This window comes from Thalassotalea coralli (assembly GCF_055786205.1).
In genome coordinates this window covers 309687-324874 of record NZ_JBVVBK010000006.1, presented here as the reverse complement: position 1 = coordinate 324874, position 15188 = coordinate 309687, and the positions used below count along the sequence as shown (strand labels likewise).

The 15188-nt window shown below is 40.9% G+C and carries 18 protein-coding genes; 13 read left to right on the top strand and 5 right to left on the bottom strand.

Annotation, left to right across the window (positions count from 1 at the left end; all coding sequences use genetic code 11):
• Positions 1-32: 32 nt before the first annotated feature.
• The 10 genes from gspE to ACOB80_RS16320 are packed head-to-tail and all read left to right on the top strand — an operon-like array spanning position 33 to position 8277.
• On the top strand, positions 33-1526 hold the full coding sequence (gene gspE / locus ACOB80_RS16365) for a type II secretion system ATPase GspE (RefSeq protein WP_473166981.1): 1494 nt from the start codon (positions 33-35) through the stop codon (positions 1524-1526).
• Positions 1527-1531: 5 nt separating this feature from the next.
• A complete protein-coding gene (gene gspF, locus ACOB80_RS16360) occupies positions 1532-2755 on the top strand; it encodes a type II secretion system inner membrane protein GspF (RefSeq protein ID WP_473166928.1) in 1224 nt (407 codons plus the stop codon).
• 3 nt (positions 2756-2758) lie between these two features.
• Complete coding sequence (gene gspG / locus ACOB80_RS16355; protein WP_473166927.1) at positions 2759-3202, top strand: type II secretion system major pseudopilin GspG; 444 nt, start codon at positions 2759-2761, stop codon at positions 3200-3202.
• A gap of 28 nt (positions 3203-3230) precedes the next feature.
• A complete protein-coding gene (gene gspH / locus ACOB80_RS16350) occupies positions 3231-3824 on the top strand; it encodes a type II secretion system minor pseudopilin GspH (RefSeq protein WP_473166926.1) in 594 nt (197 codons plus the stop codon).
• 15 nt (positions 3825-3839) lie between these two features.
• Positions 3840-4232 (top strand): type II secretion system minor pseudopilin GspI, encoded by a 393-nt coding sequence (gspI, locus tag ACOB80_RS16345; protein ID WP_473166925.1) that lies wholly within the window; start codon positions 3840-3842, stop codon positions 4230-4232.
• A complete protein-coding gene (gene gspJ / locus ACOB80_RS16340) occupies positions 4229-4837 on the top strand; it encodes a type II secretion system minor pseudopilin GspJ (RefSeq protein ID WP_473166924.1) in 609 nt (202 codons plus the stop codon). The genes gspI and gspJ overlap by 4 nt, the downstream gene beginning before the upstream one ends.
• A complete protein-coding gene (gene gspK / locus ACOB80_RS16335; RefSeq protein ID WP_473166923.1) occupies positions 4830-5822 on the top strand; it encodes a type II secretion system minor pseudopilin GspK in 993 nt (330 codons plus the stop codon). Before gspJ ends, gspK begins: the two co-directional genes overlap by 8 nt.
• Positions 5822-7066 carry a type II secretion system protein GspL gene (gene gspL, locus ACOB80_RS16330; RefSeq protein WP_473166922.1) on the top strand — a complete coding sequence of 415 codons (1245 nt, stop codon included), beginning with the start codon at positions 5822-5824 and terminating at the stop codon, positions 7064-7066. Before gspK ends, gspL begins: the two co-directional genes overlap by 1 nt.
• Positions 7063-7530 carry a type II secretion system protein M gene (locus ACOB80_RS16325; RefSeq protein WP_473166921.1) on the top strand — a complete coding sequence of 156 codons (468 nt, stop codon included), beginning with the start codon at positions 7063-7065 and terminating at the stop codon, positions 7528-7530. The genes gspL and ACOB80_RS16325 overlap by 4 nt, the downstream gene beginning before the upstream one ends.
• A gap of 3 nt (positions 7531-7533) precedes the next feature.
• On the top strand, positions 7534-8277 hold the full coding sequence (locus ACOB80_RS16320) for a type II secretion system protein N (protein WP_473166920.1): 744 nt from the start codon (positions 7534-7536) through the stop codon (positions 8275-8277).
• 14 nt (positions 8278-8291) lie between these two features.
• On the opposite strand, the gene yrfG is transcribed toward ACOB80_RS16320, so the two are convergent.
• A complete protein-coding gene (gene yrfG, locus ACOB80_RS16315; RefSeq protein WP_473166919.1) occupies positions 8292-8972 on the bottom strand; it encodes a GMP/IMP nucleotidase in 681 nt (226 codons plus the stop codon).
• 89 nt (positions 8973-9061) lie between these two features.
• Between yrfG and nudE the strand changes: the two genes are divergently transcribed.
• The 3 genes from nudE to ACOB80_RS16300 are packed head-to-tail and all read left to right on the top strand — an operon-like array spanning position 9062 to position 11029.
• The gene (nudE, locus tag ACOB80_RS16310; protein ID WP_473166918.1) at positions 9062-9625 is read left to right on the top strand and encodes an ADP compounds hydrolase NudE; all 564 of its coding nucleotides are present in this window, start codon (positions 9062-9064) and stop codon (positions 9623-9625) included.
• Entirely contained in the window at positions 9615-10433 is an 819-nt protein-coding gene (gene cysQ / locus ACOB80_RS16305) for a 3'(2'),5'-bisphosphate nucleotidase CysQ (protein ID WP_473166917.1), read from the top strand. The genes nudE and cysQ overlap by 11 nt, the downstream gene beginning before the upstream one ends.
• Before the next feature lie 23 nt (positions 10434-10456).
• Positions 10457-11029 (top strand): YceI family protein, encoded by a 573-nt coding sequence (locus ACOB80_RS16300; RefSeq protein WP_473166916.1) that lies wholly within the window; start codon positions 10457-10459, stop codon positions 11027-11029.
• Positions 11030-11083: 54 nt separating this feature from the next.
• On the opposite strand, the gene ACOB80_RS16295 is transcribed toward ACOB80_RS16300, so the two are convergent.
• The 4 genes from ACOB80_RS16295 to ACOB80_RS16280 form a co-directional block, all read right to left on the bottom strand.
• Positions 11084-11302 (bottom strand): YheU family protein, encoded by a 219-nt coding sequence (locus ACOB80_RS16295; protein WP_473166915.1) that lies wholly within the window; start codon positions 11300-11302, stop codon positions 11084-11086.
• Positions 11303-11368: 66 nt separating this feature from the next.
• Positions 11369-12055, bottom strand: a complete 687-nt coding sequence (locus tag ACOB80_RS16290; RefSeq protein ID WP_473166914.1) for a flagellin — start codon at positions 12053-12055, stop codon at positions 11369-11371.
• Between the two features lie 404 nt (positions 12056-12459).
• Positions 12460-13197: a tetratricopeptide repeat protein gene (locus ACOB80_RS16285; protein WP_473166913.1), complete on the bottom strand. Its 738-nt coding sequence runs from the start codon at positions 13195-13197 to the stop codon at positions 12460-12462.
• A gap of 62 nt (positions 13198-13259) precedes the next feature.
• A complete protein-coding gene (locus tag ACOB80_RS16280; RefSeq protein ID WP_473166912.1) occupies positions 13260-15161 on the bottom strand; it encodes an ATP-binding cassette domain-containing protein in 1902 nt (633 codons plus the stop codon).
• Between the last annotated feature and the right edge of the window lie 27 nt (positions 15162-15188).

Here is a 15188-nt window from a genome sequence, read left to right as displayed (position 1 = left end):
AAGAGTCTTCTGATGTAGAAAACTTACAAGCCATGGCAATAGCTGAAGATGAGCAAGTGCTAATTCAGCGTTTGCCGTTTGGCTTTGCCAAACGATTTGGCGTATTGCTGCAAGACGCAAATGATGAACTAATCTTATTCGGTAACCAAACCTTTTCACCTGATGTCGTGCAAGAGGTTAGACGGGTGATTGCCAAACCTTTTTCTTTGGAAAAAGTGTCTGAAGAAAAATTTGAGCTCATGCTCGCCGATGCCTATCAACGTGACTCTTCCGAAGCGAAGCAGATGATGGAAGACATCGGCAACGAAGTCGATTTGTACTCAATCGCTGATGAGATGGTTGAGACAGAAGACTTGCTTGAAAACGAAGACGATGCGCCAATTATCAAAATGATAAACGCAATGTTAAGTGAAGCAATCAAGGAAAATGCCTCAGATATTCATATTGAAACCTTTGAGCAATCGTTACAGATACGTTTTCGTGTTGATGGCGTATTAAGAGAAGTTCTGAAGCCAAACCGAAAACTAGCCTCTTTGCTCGTTTCACGTATCAAGGTTATGGCAAAGTTAGATATAGCGGAAAAACGCATACCGCAAGATGGGCGTATTTCATTGCGTATTGCTGGAAGAGCAGTAGATGTACGTGTATCTACTATGCCTACTGGTCATGGCGAGCGAGTGGTATTACGTTTACTTGATAAAAATGCTGCTCGATTAGACTTACAAGATCTTGGAATGACAGACGCTAATCGCGTTAAATTCTCACAGCTAATTGATAAGCCACATGGCATCATATTAGTGACTGGTCCTACAGGCTCCGGTAAATCTACCACCCTTTATGCTGGTTTAAGTCAAATCGACAATAAACAGCGTAACGTGTTAACAGTTGAAGACCCAATTGAATATGCGATAGAAGGGATTGGTCAAACGCAAGTGAATACTAAAGTTGATATGACTTTTGCGCGTGGTTTAAGAGCTATTCTTCGTCAAGATCCTGATGTGGTCATGGTAGGTGAGATTCGAGATCTAGAAACTGCGCAAATTGGTGTTCAAGCCAGTTTAACAGGTCACCTAGTATTATCGACATTACATACCAATACTGCCGCTGGCGCGATAACGCGTATGGAAGATATGGGCGTAGAGCCGTTTCTTTTGTCTTCAAGCCTTTTAGGCGTATTAGCCCAAAGACTAGTTCGCACTTTATGTGACGACTGTAAAGAACCACACAAAGCGGATGAGGAAGAGTTAAGTATTCTTGGCTTAGACAAGAGTTCAGACGTTGTTATTTACCGTGCCGTTGGTTGTGAAAGCTGTAATAACAAAGGGTATCGTGGCCGAACCGGTATTCATGAATTACTACTTGTCGACGAAAAAACGCGTGAACTTATTCACAATGGTAAAGGTGAGCAAGCGATAGAAAAACATATCCGTACATCTACACCAAGTATTCGAAAAGACGGTTTTGATAAAGTATTAGCAGGCTTAACAACACTTGAAGAAGTACTTCGTGTTACTAGAGAAGATTAACGGTAATGGCTGCATTTGATTATCAAGCGGTTGACGCAAAAGGAAAGACGGTTAAAGGGGTTATCGAAGGCGATACTCCTAGACATGCTCGCGGTTTACTTAAAGAACAAGGGTTGATACCAACCAACATCACACCTAGTCTGCTAAAAAGTAAACAGCAAAATTCTGGTAGCTTTTTAACAAGAAGACAAAGCATTTCTGCCTCTGAGCTCGCGCTTTTTACCCGACAATTGGCCACATTGGTTGAATCGGGACTTCCTCTAGAGGAGTCGTTGCTAGCGGTAGCTGAACAATGTGAGAAAGACTCTCTTAAAAGCATGATCATGGCGGTAAGAACCAAAGTAACCGAAGGTTATGGTTTAGCTGAAAGTATGGCGGAATTTCCTGGCGTGTTTGATCATCTTTATCGTGCGATGGTGGCTGCGGGGGAGAAATCTGGTCATTTAGATAATGTACTTGATCGCTTATCTGATTATACTGAAAAACGTCAACAGCTCAGATCTCAAATGATCCAAGCGTTAGTGTATCCTGCCATTATGACGGTAGTCGCCGTTGGCGTAATCGTCGTTTTGTTAACGTCGGTTGTCCCTCAAATTGTCAGTCAATTTGAACATATGGGAGCGAATTTACCTGGATCGACAAAATTTCTCATCGCAGCTAGTGACTTTCTGCAGGCCTATGGTATGCACCTCGCGCTAGCAGTTTTGTTGTCAATTTTACTGGCTTGGCAGATGATGAAAAAGCCAAATATCAAGCGAAAAGTACATCAGCGACTAATTCGTGTACCGGGTATTGGTAAGGTCGAAAGAGGTATTAACACCGCACGATTTGCGAGAACCCTTAGTATTTTGACTGCCAGTGCTGTTCCTTTGCTAGAAAGTATGCGGATTTCTGGTGAAGTTCTTAATAATGTTTACATTAAAGAAAAAATCGCGGAAGCCGGTGACAAGGTTCGTGAAGGTGCAAGTCTAAGGCGCTCTTTAGAACAGACTAAATTGTTTCCACCAATGATGCTACATATGATCTCTAGTGGTGAAAAAAGTGGTCAGCTAGAACACATGCTTGGTCGCGCCGCTGACAACCAAGATAGAGAGTTTGAAGCATTAGTCAATATTTCGTTAAAGGCTCTTGAGCCTACCATAATGGTGACAATGGCAGGCATAGTGCTATTTATCGTTATGGCCATTTTACAACCAATTTTGAAGTTAAATACGTTAATAGGAATTTAAATTATGAATAGAGCCAAACTAAAAAAAGCTTCCGGTGGCTTTTCATTATTAGAAGTAATGGTAGTTCTGGTGATTATCGGTATTATCGCTAGCATGGTAGTACCTAATATTATGGGTAGCCAAGATACTGCTCGCATGCAGAAAGCGGCGATTGACATCGGCAGTTTAGAGTCTGCTTTAGCGCTTTATCGTTCTCAAAACTATGATTACCCAACAACTGAACAAGGCTTAGAGGCACTTGTTGAGAAAACAGATATCGAGCCAATCCCACCTCGATTCCAAGAAGGCGGTTATTTAAAGCGCTTACCTAAAGATCCATGGGGCAACGATTACCAGCTATTAAATCCAGGTGAGAATGGCAAAATGGATATCTTTTCGATGGGCCCTGATGGTGAGCCATTAACGGATGATGATATCGGCAACTGGAATCTATCAGATTTCCAATAAATAAAGAATATAGCGTAGAGTTACGACAATGAGACTGAAACAAGAACAAGGGTTTACCTTAATTGAGATCTTACTTGTTCTTGTCGTTGTCGGTTTGATGGTCGCGGCAGTATCGCTAAATATTGGCACAGGAAGGCCCGATCAAAAGTTATCGGATGAAGCTCAGCGCTTTGCTGGCGTGATTAATTTGGCCGCTGATTACGGCCTATTAAATAACATAGAACTAGGTGTGTATGTCAAAGATAATACCTACCAAATAGTGGGCTTTGACGGAACGCAATGGTCGCCAATTCCAAACAATTCTCTTTTAGAATCTTACGAGTTACCTTCAGAATTTTCTCTTTCTCTAGTATTTGATGATCTCGCCATTGAAGAACCCGATCTGGTTGATAGGGAATTATTTATGCCCGAAGAAGAAGACTTAGAGGGCATGCGAGAAAATTTAAGTGATGAAGAAGAGCCTATTATTCCACAAATATACCTCTTGTCAGGAGGCGACCTTACACCTTTTAGGGCTGAATTTACCTTCCAAGAAAGGCAGGATGAAGATTATCGATTTGATGTTGTTGGGCATTACACAACACCCGTTACCGTTCAGAACTATAGCGAACAGCAACAGTAACTCGAGATGAATAGTGTGAATAGACAAAGTTTGAGAAAAGCGGTAACGGGCTTTACCTTGATTGAAGTTCTGTTAGCTATGGCCGTGTTTGCGCTTGCGGGGCTTGCTTTATTAAACACTTCCGATAGCCACTTCTCGGCCTTAGATCATGTAGAAAAGCGCATGGTTGCAAACTGGGTAGTTTCCAATCAATTAGTTGAAGTGCACTTAGAAAAACAGTGGCCACCTAGAAATAATCACAAAGGTGAACAAGAGCTGGCAGGAAAAACATGGTTCTGGCAAAGAAAGGTTCTTAAAACTACTGATGCACAAATGCGTGCGGTAGTTATCGAGGTAAGAGCTTCTAAAAAAGACGAAGAGCCAACGGCTAGCATGATGACTTATGTCTCCAAAGGAGGCAGAAAATGAAACAGTTAGCTAAAGGTTTTACCCTTATTGAAGTGCTACTAGCAATCGCAATTTTTGCCATTATTAGCCTAGCAAGCTTTTCATTGCTTGATGGCGTTATCAGAACCAAAGAAGGAATAGAAGATAAACAAAAAGGGTTAGAACAACTGCAGCGTGTGTGGTTGTTAATGGAACGTGATTTTTTACAGTTATCGCGCCGTTCTGTTCGAATAGATGGCGAAAGGCCGCAAGTTCAGTTTTTGTATGATGATATCAGCCCATTTGTCGGTCGAGAAACGCAAATTTCATTCGTTCGCCAAGGGTGGACAAACCCAGGAATGGCATTACCAAGGAGCGAGCTGCAATCTGTTGCTTACCTAGTTGAAGAGGAAACCCTTAAACGGCTCCATTTTAACTTTGTCGACAGTGTAGTTGACCAGGAAGCAAAAGAAAGAGAGTTGCTTGCTGGCGTTGAAGAAATGACATTGCGTTATTACTACGGCGATGATTGGAAAGAGCAATTGCCTAAGGGACAATGGCCTCAAGCCATCGAAGTTACCATTAAAACCAAAATGTTCGGTGATCTAGTGCGCAAATTTTTATTGCCGGGGATACCTAGTGAATAATATTAAGCACCAACTAGGAGTTGCACTAATTACTGTCATGCTGATTGTTGCTTTAGGAGCGATTATCGCTGCACAAATGTTAAAAAGCATTCAATTAGAGTTGCAAAAGGCTGACAATATTGCTTATAACCAACAAGCATTTTGGTATGCAATGGGAGCGGAGTCGCTTGCTAAACGTGTATTAGAAGAAGACTTTAAAGATTCACCTAATGTCGCCCATTTACAACAACTTTGGGCGAATGGCGAAAATACTTATCCAGTTGATTTTGGAGAGATTACCGGTGAAATTGTCGATTTGCACGCATGCTTTAACCTTAATGCACTCAAGCAAGCGAATACTAGTGAAAGTGGTACTACCGAGAAGTCATTTCCGAGAAAGGCGTTTGAAGAATTAGTGATGTCGTTAAATATAGACAACGTAGGTAACTTTGAAGCTGAGTACATGTCTGATGCCTTGGTTGATTGGTTAGATGACGATACAACGTTGATCAGTGCCGGTGGGGCGGAAGATAATGACTATGCGGCAAAAGAGTTTCCTTATTACGCAGCCAATAGTTTTATTGCCGATGTGTCTGAATTAAGGGTCGTAGAACATTTTGAACGCCGTATAATCGAAAAGTTAAAATCATATGTTTGTGTGATACCGCAATCAGATATTCTCAACATTAATATCAATACGCTGTCTGCAGATAAACCAGAATTACTGCAAGCGATGCTATCGATATCTAAAGATGAAGCACAAGATGCCTTATCTGCGAGGGAACAAAAAGGGTTCGAAAATGTTGATGAATTTTTCAATTTACCAGAAGTCAATAAGCATCAAATTACTGATGAACAGAAGAAGCATTTTGTTGTTGATAGTCAGTATTTTAAATTGAAAGCTTCTGCTAAGTTTAACGACAGTTATTTTAATTTGCTGTCGACTTTGTTTGTCGACCAAAGCAATAAAGTGACGGTAATAAGCCGTAAAATAGGACGAGAATAATGTCTGAACAATTATTTATTAGGCTCGGTAGCCAAGTAGCTGACACCATACATTGGTTAGTCTGGTCTACTAGCGACAAAGAAGTGATCGCTAGTGGTGAGATAGATGACGCTACGCAGCTTAGTCTATTAAAGGAAAAGTCGCAGCAAAGAGACACTGTGGTTCTAGTGCCTGGTTATGACGTCTCATTAAAAGGGATTAATATACCTGCGAAATCTAAGAAGGCGATACAGGCAGCAGCGCCCTATGCTTTAGAAGATGAACTAGCCCAAGATGTCGAGCAGCTTTTCTTTGCATATGCTGAAGCCGCGGGAACAGAAGAAAACTGTTTAGTCGCTATAGTTGATAAAGCAAAAATGACAATGTGGTCGCAATGGCTCAATGAAGCAGAAATCCAATGCTTTGTCATGCAACCAGATGTTTTGTCTTTACCTGACGCCTCTGAAAGTTGGCAAGCAATCGCTATAGGCACGGACGTATTATTAAAACAAGGCTATTGGCGAGCAAGTATCATCAATGATGTAATGTGGCAGGAGTTGTCTCATTGTTGGCAGGCATGTGACAGCGAGAGTGGTGAAGATGAGCAACCAGTGGTTATTTCTCACTATAGTGAATTGCCGGAAACAGAAGCAAATATTCAATTAAAGGCTGAGCCAGAAGAGCTGCCATTAGCGTTATTGGCGCAAAACTTTCGCAAGCAATATTGTAATCTCTTTCAAGGAGAATTTGCGGTAAAACGAGAATCATCTCCTTTAGTTAAAACCTGGGGATGGGCGGCTGGATTTGCAGTACTTGCTTTAATAACTAGCTTGCTGACTAAAACGGCAGAATTAATTGAGCTTCAAGATCAGCAACAACAAGTCGAACAGCAAATTATAGAGACATATAAAAAAGCATTCCCTAATGTAAAGAGGGTACGAATTACCACGCTAAAATCTCAGCTAAAACGTAAAATGCAGGAAATTGGTGAATCTTCGAGTGAACAGCACTTCTTAGTCATGTTAAACGAGATGCAAAGTGCCTTTAAACAAGTACCTAAATTAAAGCCTGATTCATTAAAGTATGAAAGTAAACGAAACGAGTTTCGCATACAGGCGCAAGCCAGCGACTATCAAGATTTTGAGTCGTTTAAACAGATATTAGAGAAACAAAATATGACAGTATCTCAAGGCGCTTTGAACAATCAGGGTGAAACAGTGTCTGGTGCATTGAGTATCAGTAAAGCTGGCGGAGGTCGTTCATGAAAGAGTGGTGGCAAGGCTTAAATAATCAGGAACGAAAATTAGTAACGATTGGCGGTATTTTTGTTGCTATTTTTATTTTCTACAAGGCTATCTGGCAACCGTTAAATAACAGTATAGATCAGACGCAAAGTAAGTTAGACAAGCAACAAGAATTATTGGTTTGGGTGACTAACGAAACAGCTCGTTACGCAGCGGCAAGTAGAACATCGGGTGCTAAACGACCAGGCGGCAGTTTGTCGAGCATCATCAACTCAACAGCGCGCCGCAATAATATTAGTATTGCGAGATTGCAGCCGCAAAATCAAGATGTACAAATTTGGATTGATGACGTCGCTTTTAATCAACTATTGTCATGGTTGGAGCAGCTCTCAGCTAACCAGCAGTTAGTGGTAAAGTCTATCGATTTGTCCAAAGGTGATGCTGCAGGTCAAGTTCAAGTTAAAAGATTACAGTTAGGAAGATAACGCGTGAAAAAATTACCTCTAGCCGTATTGGGGTTTGTCGGCCTGTATATATTCTTTACGCTAGCATTAGTTCCGGCTTCTTATATTGTTAGCTTAGCCAAGTTACCCGCAGGGTTAAGCTATCGCTCTGTTGAGGGCAGTGTTTGGCACATTCAACTTAAGCAGGTGGCTTTTCAAGACTTTCAATTTAGCCAAGTAGATATTACTCCAAGCATACTCGGCTCTTTATTTAGTCTAGCACCTTCTGCATCTTTTACTTTGGGTGGAAGAACAGACGCCATTCAAGCAAGCGGCAAGGCATCTCTTGGTAAAGAAAATGTATCGCTCTCTGATTTCGATGCACTGATTCCTGCTAATACCATTGTCGATTACGCAAAATTGCCAATGCCTGTTGAAGCGAAGGGAGACGTTAATGTAGCTATAGCAAACTTTGGCCAAAATGCACAAGGCTGTACCGATCTAGTCGGCACAATAACATGGCCAAAAGCACGCGTTAATGTGATGAATGAAAAATTAGCGGTTGGAGATATACAAGCAAAGTTATCATGTGAGCGTGGCGAAATAGTTATATCGATTGATGACAGTGCCAAATTAGGATTAGTGTTCACCTTGAAAGTAGCTCAATCTGGTACGTATTATGGCGATGGTTATTTCAAACCGACACCTCAAACTCCTGAGCAGATCACTCAATTGTTACCTATGATGGGTAGAGCTGATGATCAAGGCCGGTACCCATTACGATTGTAGTCGATGTCGCCGTTCTATTTTGAGGCTACTGGTGTAGCCTCTATTGCACTGACTAAATCCAGATAATTAGTAACGGATTCATAGTGAGGAATATCTCGTGTCCCCTGTTGACTATCTGGGTTGGCTACAGCAAGTAAATGTTTGATTCCAAATTGCTTTGCCGAGTCTAATATAGGTAAACTATCGTCAACAAATAACGTTTCTTCGCTGTCAAAATGGCATCTCTGTTGTAGCTTGTTCCATAACTGCTGGCTTTCTTTAGTGCAGCCAAAAACGTGCGTTGAATATAGTTCATCGAAATACTTATCTAACTGCGTACGTTCAATTTTTAACGATAAACTATCTGGATGAGCATTCGTCACCAAAATGACACGACGATTCGTTCTTTTTAGCGTGATAAGAAAGTCGTGAGCGTCGTCACGCAACTTTATTAAATGTTGCACTTCCTTTTTTAAATCAGTAATAGGAAGCTCTGTTTGTTCTGCCCAGTAGTCTAAGCAATACCACGAAATTGTTCCTGCTACTTTGTCATAATGGCTATGAAGATCTTGCTTTGCTTCTTCAAACGAAATACCTTTAATTTCGCTTAACCTTTTAGGTAAATGTTCTAGCCAAAAATGATTGTCAAAATGCAGATCTAAGATAGTACCGTCCATATCGAGTAAAACAGTGGAAATTTTTGACCAATCAAGCATAGATTTTTCCTAGCAAAACAACTTATCATAACTAGTATATCGAAACTGCGCAGGCAGTGGTTATAGAAATGTGATGAATCGCTAACATTATGTCGTCGAAAAATAAATTACCTATAATTAATAACAGAAACCAGGTAGCTAAAAGTGGCTTGTTTACTATTGAACAACTGGATCTCACGTTTAGTAATGGTAGCCAAAGGATATATGAACGGATGCAGGGCTCAGGTCGAGGCGCTGTAATGATTATTCCGTTTATTGATGACGATACTATATTGTTGGTTCGAGAATACTGTGCAGGCACACACAGTTATGAATTAGGCTTTCCAAAAGGATTGATAGATCCAGGTGAACAAGCAGTTGAAGCAGCTAATAGAGAATTAAAAGAAGAAATTGGCTACGGGGCTGAGCAACTTGATAGCTTGCAAACAGTGGCAATGGCGCCAGCCTTTTTTTCTGGAAACATGGAAATATTCGTTGCACGCAGCCTTTTTGAAGAAGCATTAGAAGGCGATGAGCCAGAGCCGCTTGAAGTCGTTAAGTGGTCTATTGCTGATTACAAGCAATTACTGGCGTGTGAAGACTTTAATGAAGCGAGAAGCATAGCGGCATTAATGCTAATAGTGGATCAGCTAAGAGGTGACAATGAATCTTGATGCATTATTAACGGTTGCGATTGAAGCATCAAAGAAAGCAGGCAAAGAAGTATTAAAACATTACCGCCGAGGCGATTTTACTTCTGAAATTAAAGACGATAATAGCCCTGTAACCAGTGCTGATATTGCTGCAAACGATGTGCTGATGGCTGAGCTTTCAAGGGGGACGCCTGATATTCCTATCATCTCAGAAGAAGTTGGCCCAGTACCTTTAAAAGAGCGAAAAAACTGGACTCGTTATTGGTTACTTGATCCTATCGATGGCACTGGTGAATTTATCATAGGTAGTGGAGATTTCGCCGTTAACATTGCTTTAGTGGAAAACGGTTGGCCCGCCATTGGTGTTATTCATGCGCCAGATCATAAACTAACCTATTACGCACAAAAGGGCGCAGGTGCATTTAAAGAAAATATTGCTGGCAGTCATAAAATATCGGTAACGCCTTACGAACAAGGCAAACCTATTAAAGTTGCCATTAGCAGGCGCCAAGAACTCAGCCTAATGGGGCAGTATCTATCACCAAATTTTGACTACGAGCATATTGCGTTAGGGAGTTGTTCACTCAAAAATTGTTTAATCGCAGAAGGTGGCGCAGACTGTTATCTACGTATTGGCCCAACCGGAGAATGGGACACTGGCGCGAGCCAATGTATTATTGAAGAAGCTGGTGGGCAAATTTTAGATAGTGAATTTAATCCTCTGTCTTACAATCAAAGAACATCATTATTAAACCCTGACTTTATTTCACTGGGAAGTTCAGCAGTTCCATGGGAAAAAGTCATCAAGCCTCATCGAGCCGTGAGGTAATAGGATATTTACAAGGAAAATCGATGAAAAAATTACTTTTACCTCTACTCGCTGGCCTTTCATTTTCTAGCTATGCGGATTGGTCACTCGTTACTGATGAGTCTAATTTAACTTTCACAACCTTTAAAAAGGAACATGTGGCAGAAAATCATATTTTTGAACGATTTGATGCGAAGGTCACGTCTGCTGGTGATGTATCGTTGACCATCGACTTAGCGAGTGTGAATACAAATATTCCGATTCGTGATGAGCGTATGAAAGAGTATTTATTTGAAGTGTCTACATTCTCAAGTGCTTCATTTAACGCGAAAATTGATCCAAAAGTGTTAACTGAGCTGAAAGTCGGGGCTAGCCAAACAATAGCTTTTTCTGGCACGCTTGATCTTCATGGCCAAAAGCAGCCAGTAACAACTGATGTCAAAGTAACGCATTTAGTGAATGGTAAATTTAGTGTAACGACAACTAAACCCATTTTAGTAAAAGCGGGAAGTCATGCTTTAGTTAAGGGCGTGAAAAAGCTTCAAGAACTTGCTGGTTTACCAGGCATTTCAACCACAGTCCCTGTTTATTTCTCGTTTACTTTTCAAAATAAATAACTAAAGTTAAGGCCGCTTTAAAAGCGGCCTTATACCAATTCCATGGAATTGGCCTTATTCTTCAAACTGATCGGCAGGCATTATATTTACTGTTTCGTGTAATTCGGAATAGACAAGAACGGCTTGGTTACTTATTAGCTGCTGCTTAACATCTGATATTTTCTCAGCGAGCGACATTTCCTCTTCGCCGTAATCTGTGCCTTCTCGTAAAATAAAAGCTTCGATTATATTTTCTAAAGTATCAGCATCTACTGCTTCCAACGGAATTCGCATGAATAAAAAAGGTTAGTTGAATAGTCTTATTATTCTAACTAACCTTTTTAAAATGTTAAGAAGGAATTAAACCAATTGGTTTACCAATAGCCCTTTGCGTTCGTCATCGTCCTTCTTGTTCTGAATGGCGGCTTGGATCAAGACATTCGCTTGTTGCTGAGCTGCTGTAGATTCACCGTAATCGGTATCTTCAATGCGCGAACGAGAAGCTGATAAATTTACAGTGGTTGTTTCGTATGTGTACACTTGGCTTTGTAGGGCGTTGCTATCAGCACCTAGGTCAGATGCTGTTTGTGAAACTGTTTCAAAGGCAGATTCAAGAGCTTGTTGTGTCGCTTGCGGGTCGTTAGCATCTAACCCTGACAAAAAGTTAGGATCACCTAACACTTCGCCCGCGATAGTGTTAATTTGCTCGGTTAGTTGGTCTAATTCACCTTGAATAGCATCTGAATCGCTTAATGGACTTCCGGCTTGAACTGCAAGTTCATTGGCACGCTGCAGGCTTTCATTAATAGAAGACAGTTGACCTGACTGAACATTGTTAATGTTTATTTGATCTTGAGAATTAACACTTAATTGTTGGTTCCCATTTATTTGAGAGGTAAGTCGGCTGGCAATTTGTAGGCCTGCAGCATCGTCAGCAGCAGAGTTGATGCGCTTACCAGAGGCTAGCTTTTCATCTTCTTCTTCCTTGGCTTTATTTGCTCTATCAATATAGCTAAGCGAGGAAGAATTTGAGTTGATGTTTATCATATAACCGCCTTAATTTAACCAACCAGAACTCAGGGTTGTAATTATAGCAAACCCTGAGTACTTATGGCGAATAAATAAACAGTCTAAAAACTAGCAACTTAACTAAGTATAGAGGGTAGCTTAGTTATTTTGCTCAATGTTTTTGATAAAGAAATAAACATAGTACCCACAAATGCCCAATACAGTTAATAAGCCGATTATAGATATATAGACGACAGGATCGTTTAATAGCATGTTGAAAAAGTCCATCTTTTACTCCTAGATAACTTGTTTTGCCTAGGACTATCTTATGAAACTTTATCTATCTCTATTATGATTTGGATCAAATTGCGTTACTAATGTAGAGAAAAGTTTTTTGACTGGAGATTAGGTTGATTTCTCTCCAGTCAATTTGATGGAATAGATTAAAACGCGTTCTTTTGAGCAAGCTTGGCCTTAAGTTCTTGCTTTTCTATCATTTTTTTATACAAGTTTTCTGCTTTTTCTCGGGTATCTTGTATAAGCTTAGTGCCCATATCACGTTCGTCCATCAAAGCACTTTTTTGTGCGGGCGTATAACCACTTTTTGCAGCAATGTAATTCCACAGGTAAGAATTTTCAGTGCTTTTTTCAACGCCTTTTCCTTCATGGTAGAGAAGTGCCAAATTAAATTGGGCCAAAGCATAATTCTGATTCGCCGACTTCTTATACCACTCGGCCGCTTTGTAGTGATCAGTGTAAACACCTTGTCCTGTCGAATACATAACACCGACATTAAACTGAGCACTTGCCAGACCTTTTTTGGCCGCTGTTCGCATATACTCGAAGGCTTTTTTCAAATCTTGCTCGACAATAGCGCCTTCCGAATACATAACAGACAGATCAAATAGAGCATCAGTATAGTTTTGCTCAGCGGCTAACGTAAATAATTCGAAAGCCTTTTGTGGGTCTTTCCTTACTCCCCAGCCATTTAAATATACTTGTGCCATCTGATATTGAGCAGGCGCATAGCCTTGTTCAACTAGCGGGGTAAACTGTTCAATAGCAGCTTTGAATTCGCCACGGTTTAGTTCAAATATGCCCAACTCAACGTCGGCGGCTGTTGTAACAAAACATGGTGAAGCGAATAGCGCTGCAATAATCATGCGATTGATTTTATTCATATCTTTACCTTTTTAAGGGAACGGCTTATGTCTTAGTGTAGCAAGTGAAAGATAGAATAGCGCTAAACTTCTGACATAATTTCTTCTATTTGTTCTTCTAATTCAAACCACACTAGCTCTTGTTCTTCGATATCAGATTCAAGTTGGTGACGCTTTTGCAGTAACTCTGTAAGTTGATGTTTGTTTTCATCTTGATAGATAGCAGGGTCTGCTAAGATTTCTTCTAACTCAGTGAGTTGCTCTTGCCATTGATGAATTTGCTTTTCCAGCTTTTGGGCTTGCTTCTTCAACGGGCTGGCTTTTTGACGAAGCTGAGCTTGTTGTTGGCGCAGTTGTTTTTTATCTTGAACAGTGCCCGTGGCGTTACCATTGTTGTCCGCTTGCGGAGTTTGTTTTTTCTCAGAGGTTAGCCATGCATGATAGTCGTCAATATCACCATCAAACGTCGATACCTTGCCATCTGCAACCAGGTAAAACTCATCTACACACGATTCAAGTAAATATCTGTCATGGGCAATAAGAATAATCGCGCCTTCAAACCCTTGTAAAGCTACAACTAGGGCTTGTCTCATTTCTAAGTCTAGATGGTTGGTTGGTTCGTCGAGCAATAATAGGTGTGGCTTTTGTAAAACGATGAGGGATAGTACCAGTCGAGCTTTTTCGCCTCCGGACATGCCTGCAACTTTATCCAATGCTTGATCGCCATGAAAGCCAAAGCCGCCTAAATGGTTACGCGCTTGTTGCTCAGTCATTTCTGGGTGTGCATGCAAAACGTGTTCTACAGCACTAGAAGGCAAATGTAATTGCTCCAATTGGTGCTGAGAAAAATAACCAATAGTCAGCTCTTGAGCTTGAAAACGCTCCCCACATAGAAGAGGGATATCTCCAGCTAGCGACTTTATCAGCGTAGATTTACCTGCACCATTTCGACCTAACAAGCCTATACGACTTCCTGGCACTAATGATAGCTTGGTTTGCTCTAAAATTTTTGCTTGTTGGTAGCCACAATCTGCTGCATCTAATGAAAGCAAAGGATAGGGCATATAGCCTGGCGGAGGAAAGGCAAAGTGGAATTGTGAATCAACATGAGCTGGCGCTAAATCGGGTAGCTTTTGTAACCGTTTTAGTCGGCTTTGCGCTTGTTTAGCTTTACTTGCCTTGGCTCGGAAGCGATCGACAAATGATGTTAAATGTGCGATTTCTTTTTGCTGTTTCTGAAATTGAGCGTCTTGTTGAGCGAGGTGTTCAGCTCTTTGTCGTTCAAATGCGGTATAGTTTCCTGCGTATAACTTCGCCTTTTGGTGTTCTATATGCAAGATTTGCCCAACAACGTCGTCGAGGAAATCGCGATCATGGGAAATTAACACTAATGTGCCATCGTAGCGTTTTAACCATTTTTGTAACCAAATAACGGCATCTAAATCTAAATGGTTTGTTGGCTCATCCAGTAACATTAAATCAGCACGACTAATCAGCGCTTGAGCAAGGTTGAGACGCATTCGCCAGCCACCTGAAAAGTCTTTTACCGAGTTTGCTAACTGCTCTTGCTCAAAACCTAAACCATGAAGAAGCTCACTTGCTCGCGCTATTAAAGTGTAACCGCCAATGCTTTCGAGTTTACCCAATAGGCTCGCTTCTAAGTTACCGTCTTTGTCCGTTCTCGCCTGTTCTAACTGTTGCTCTATTTCTCGGTATTCAAGGTCGCCATCAATGACATAATCTAAAGCTGATTTATCAAGTGCCGGTGTTTCTTGCTTTACTGCAGCAACTTTCCAGTGTTTAGGCATACTAATAGAGCCAGCGTCTGGGGCAAGTTGTCCTTGAATAGCGGCAAATAACGAAGATTTACCACAACCGTTAGAGCCTACGAGGCCAACTTTATGGTTAGGGTGAATAGTAAAATCTGATTGGGTGACCAAATTTTTTACGCCACGAAACAAACTTAATTCGGTCGCAGTGATCATCAGTTTTCCTTGAAAATATTTAATGCG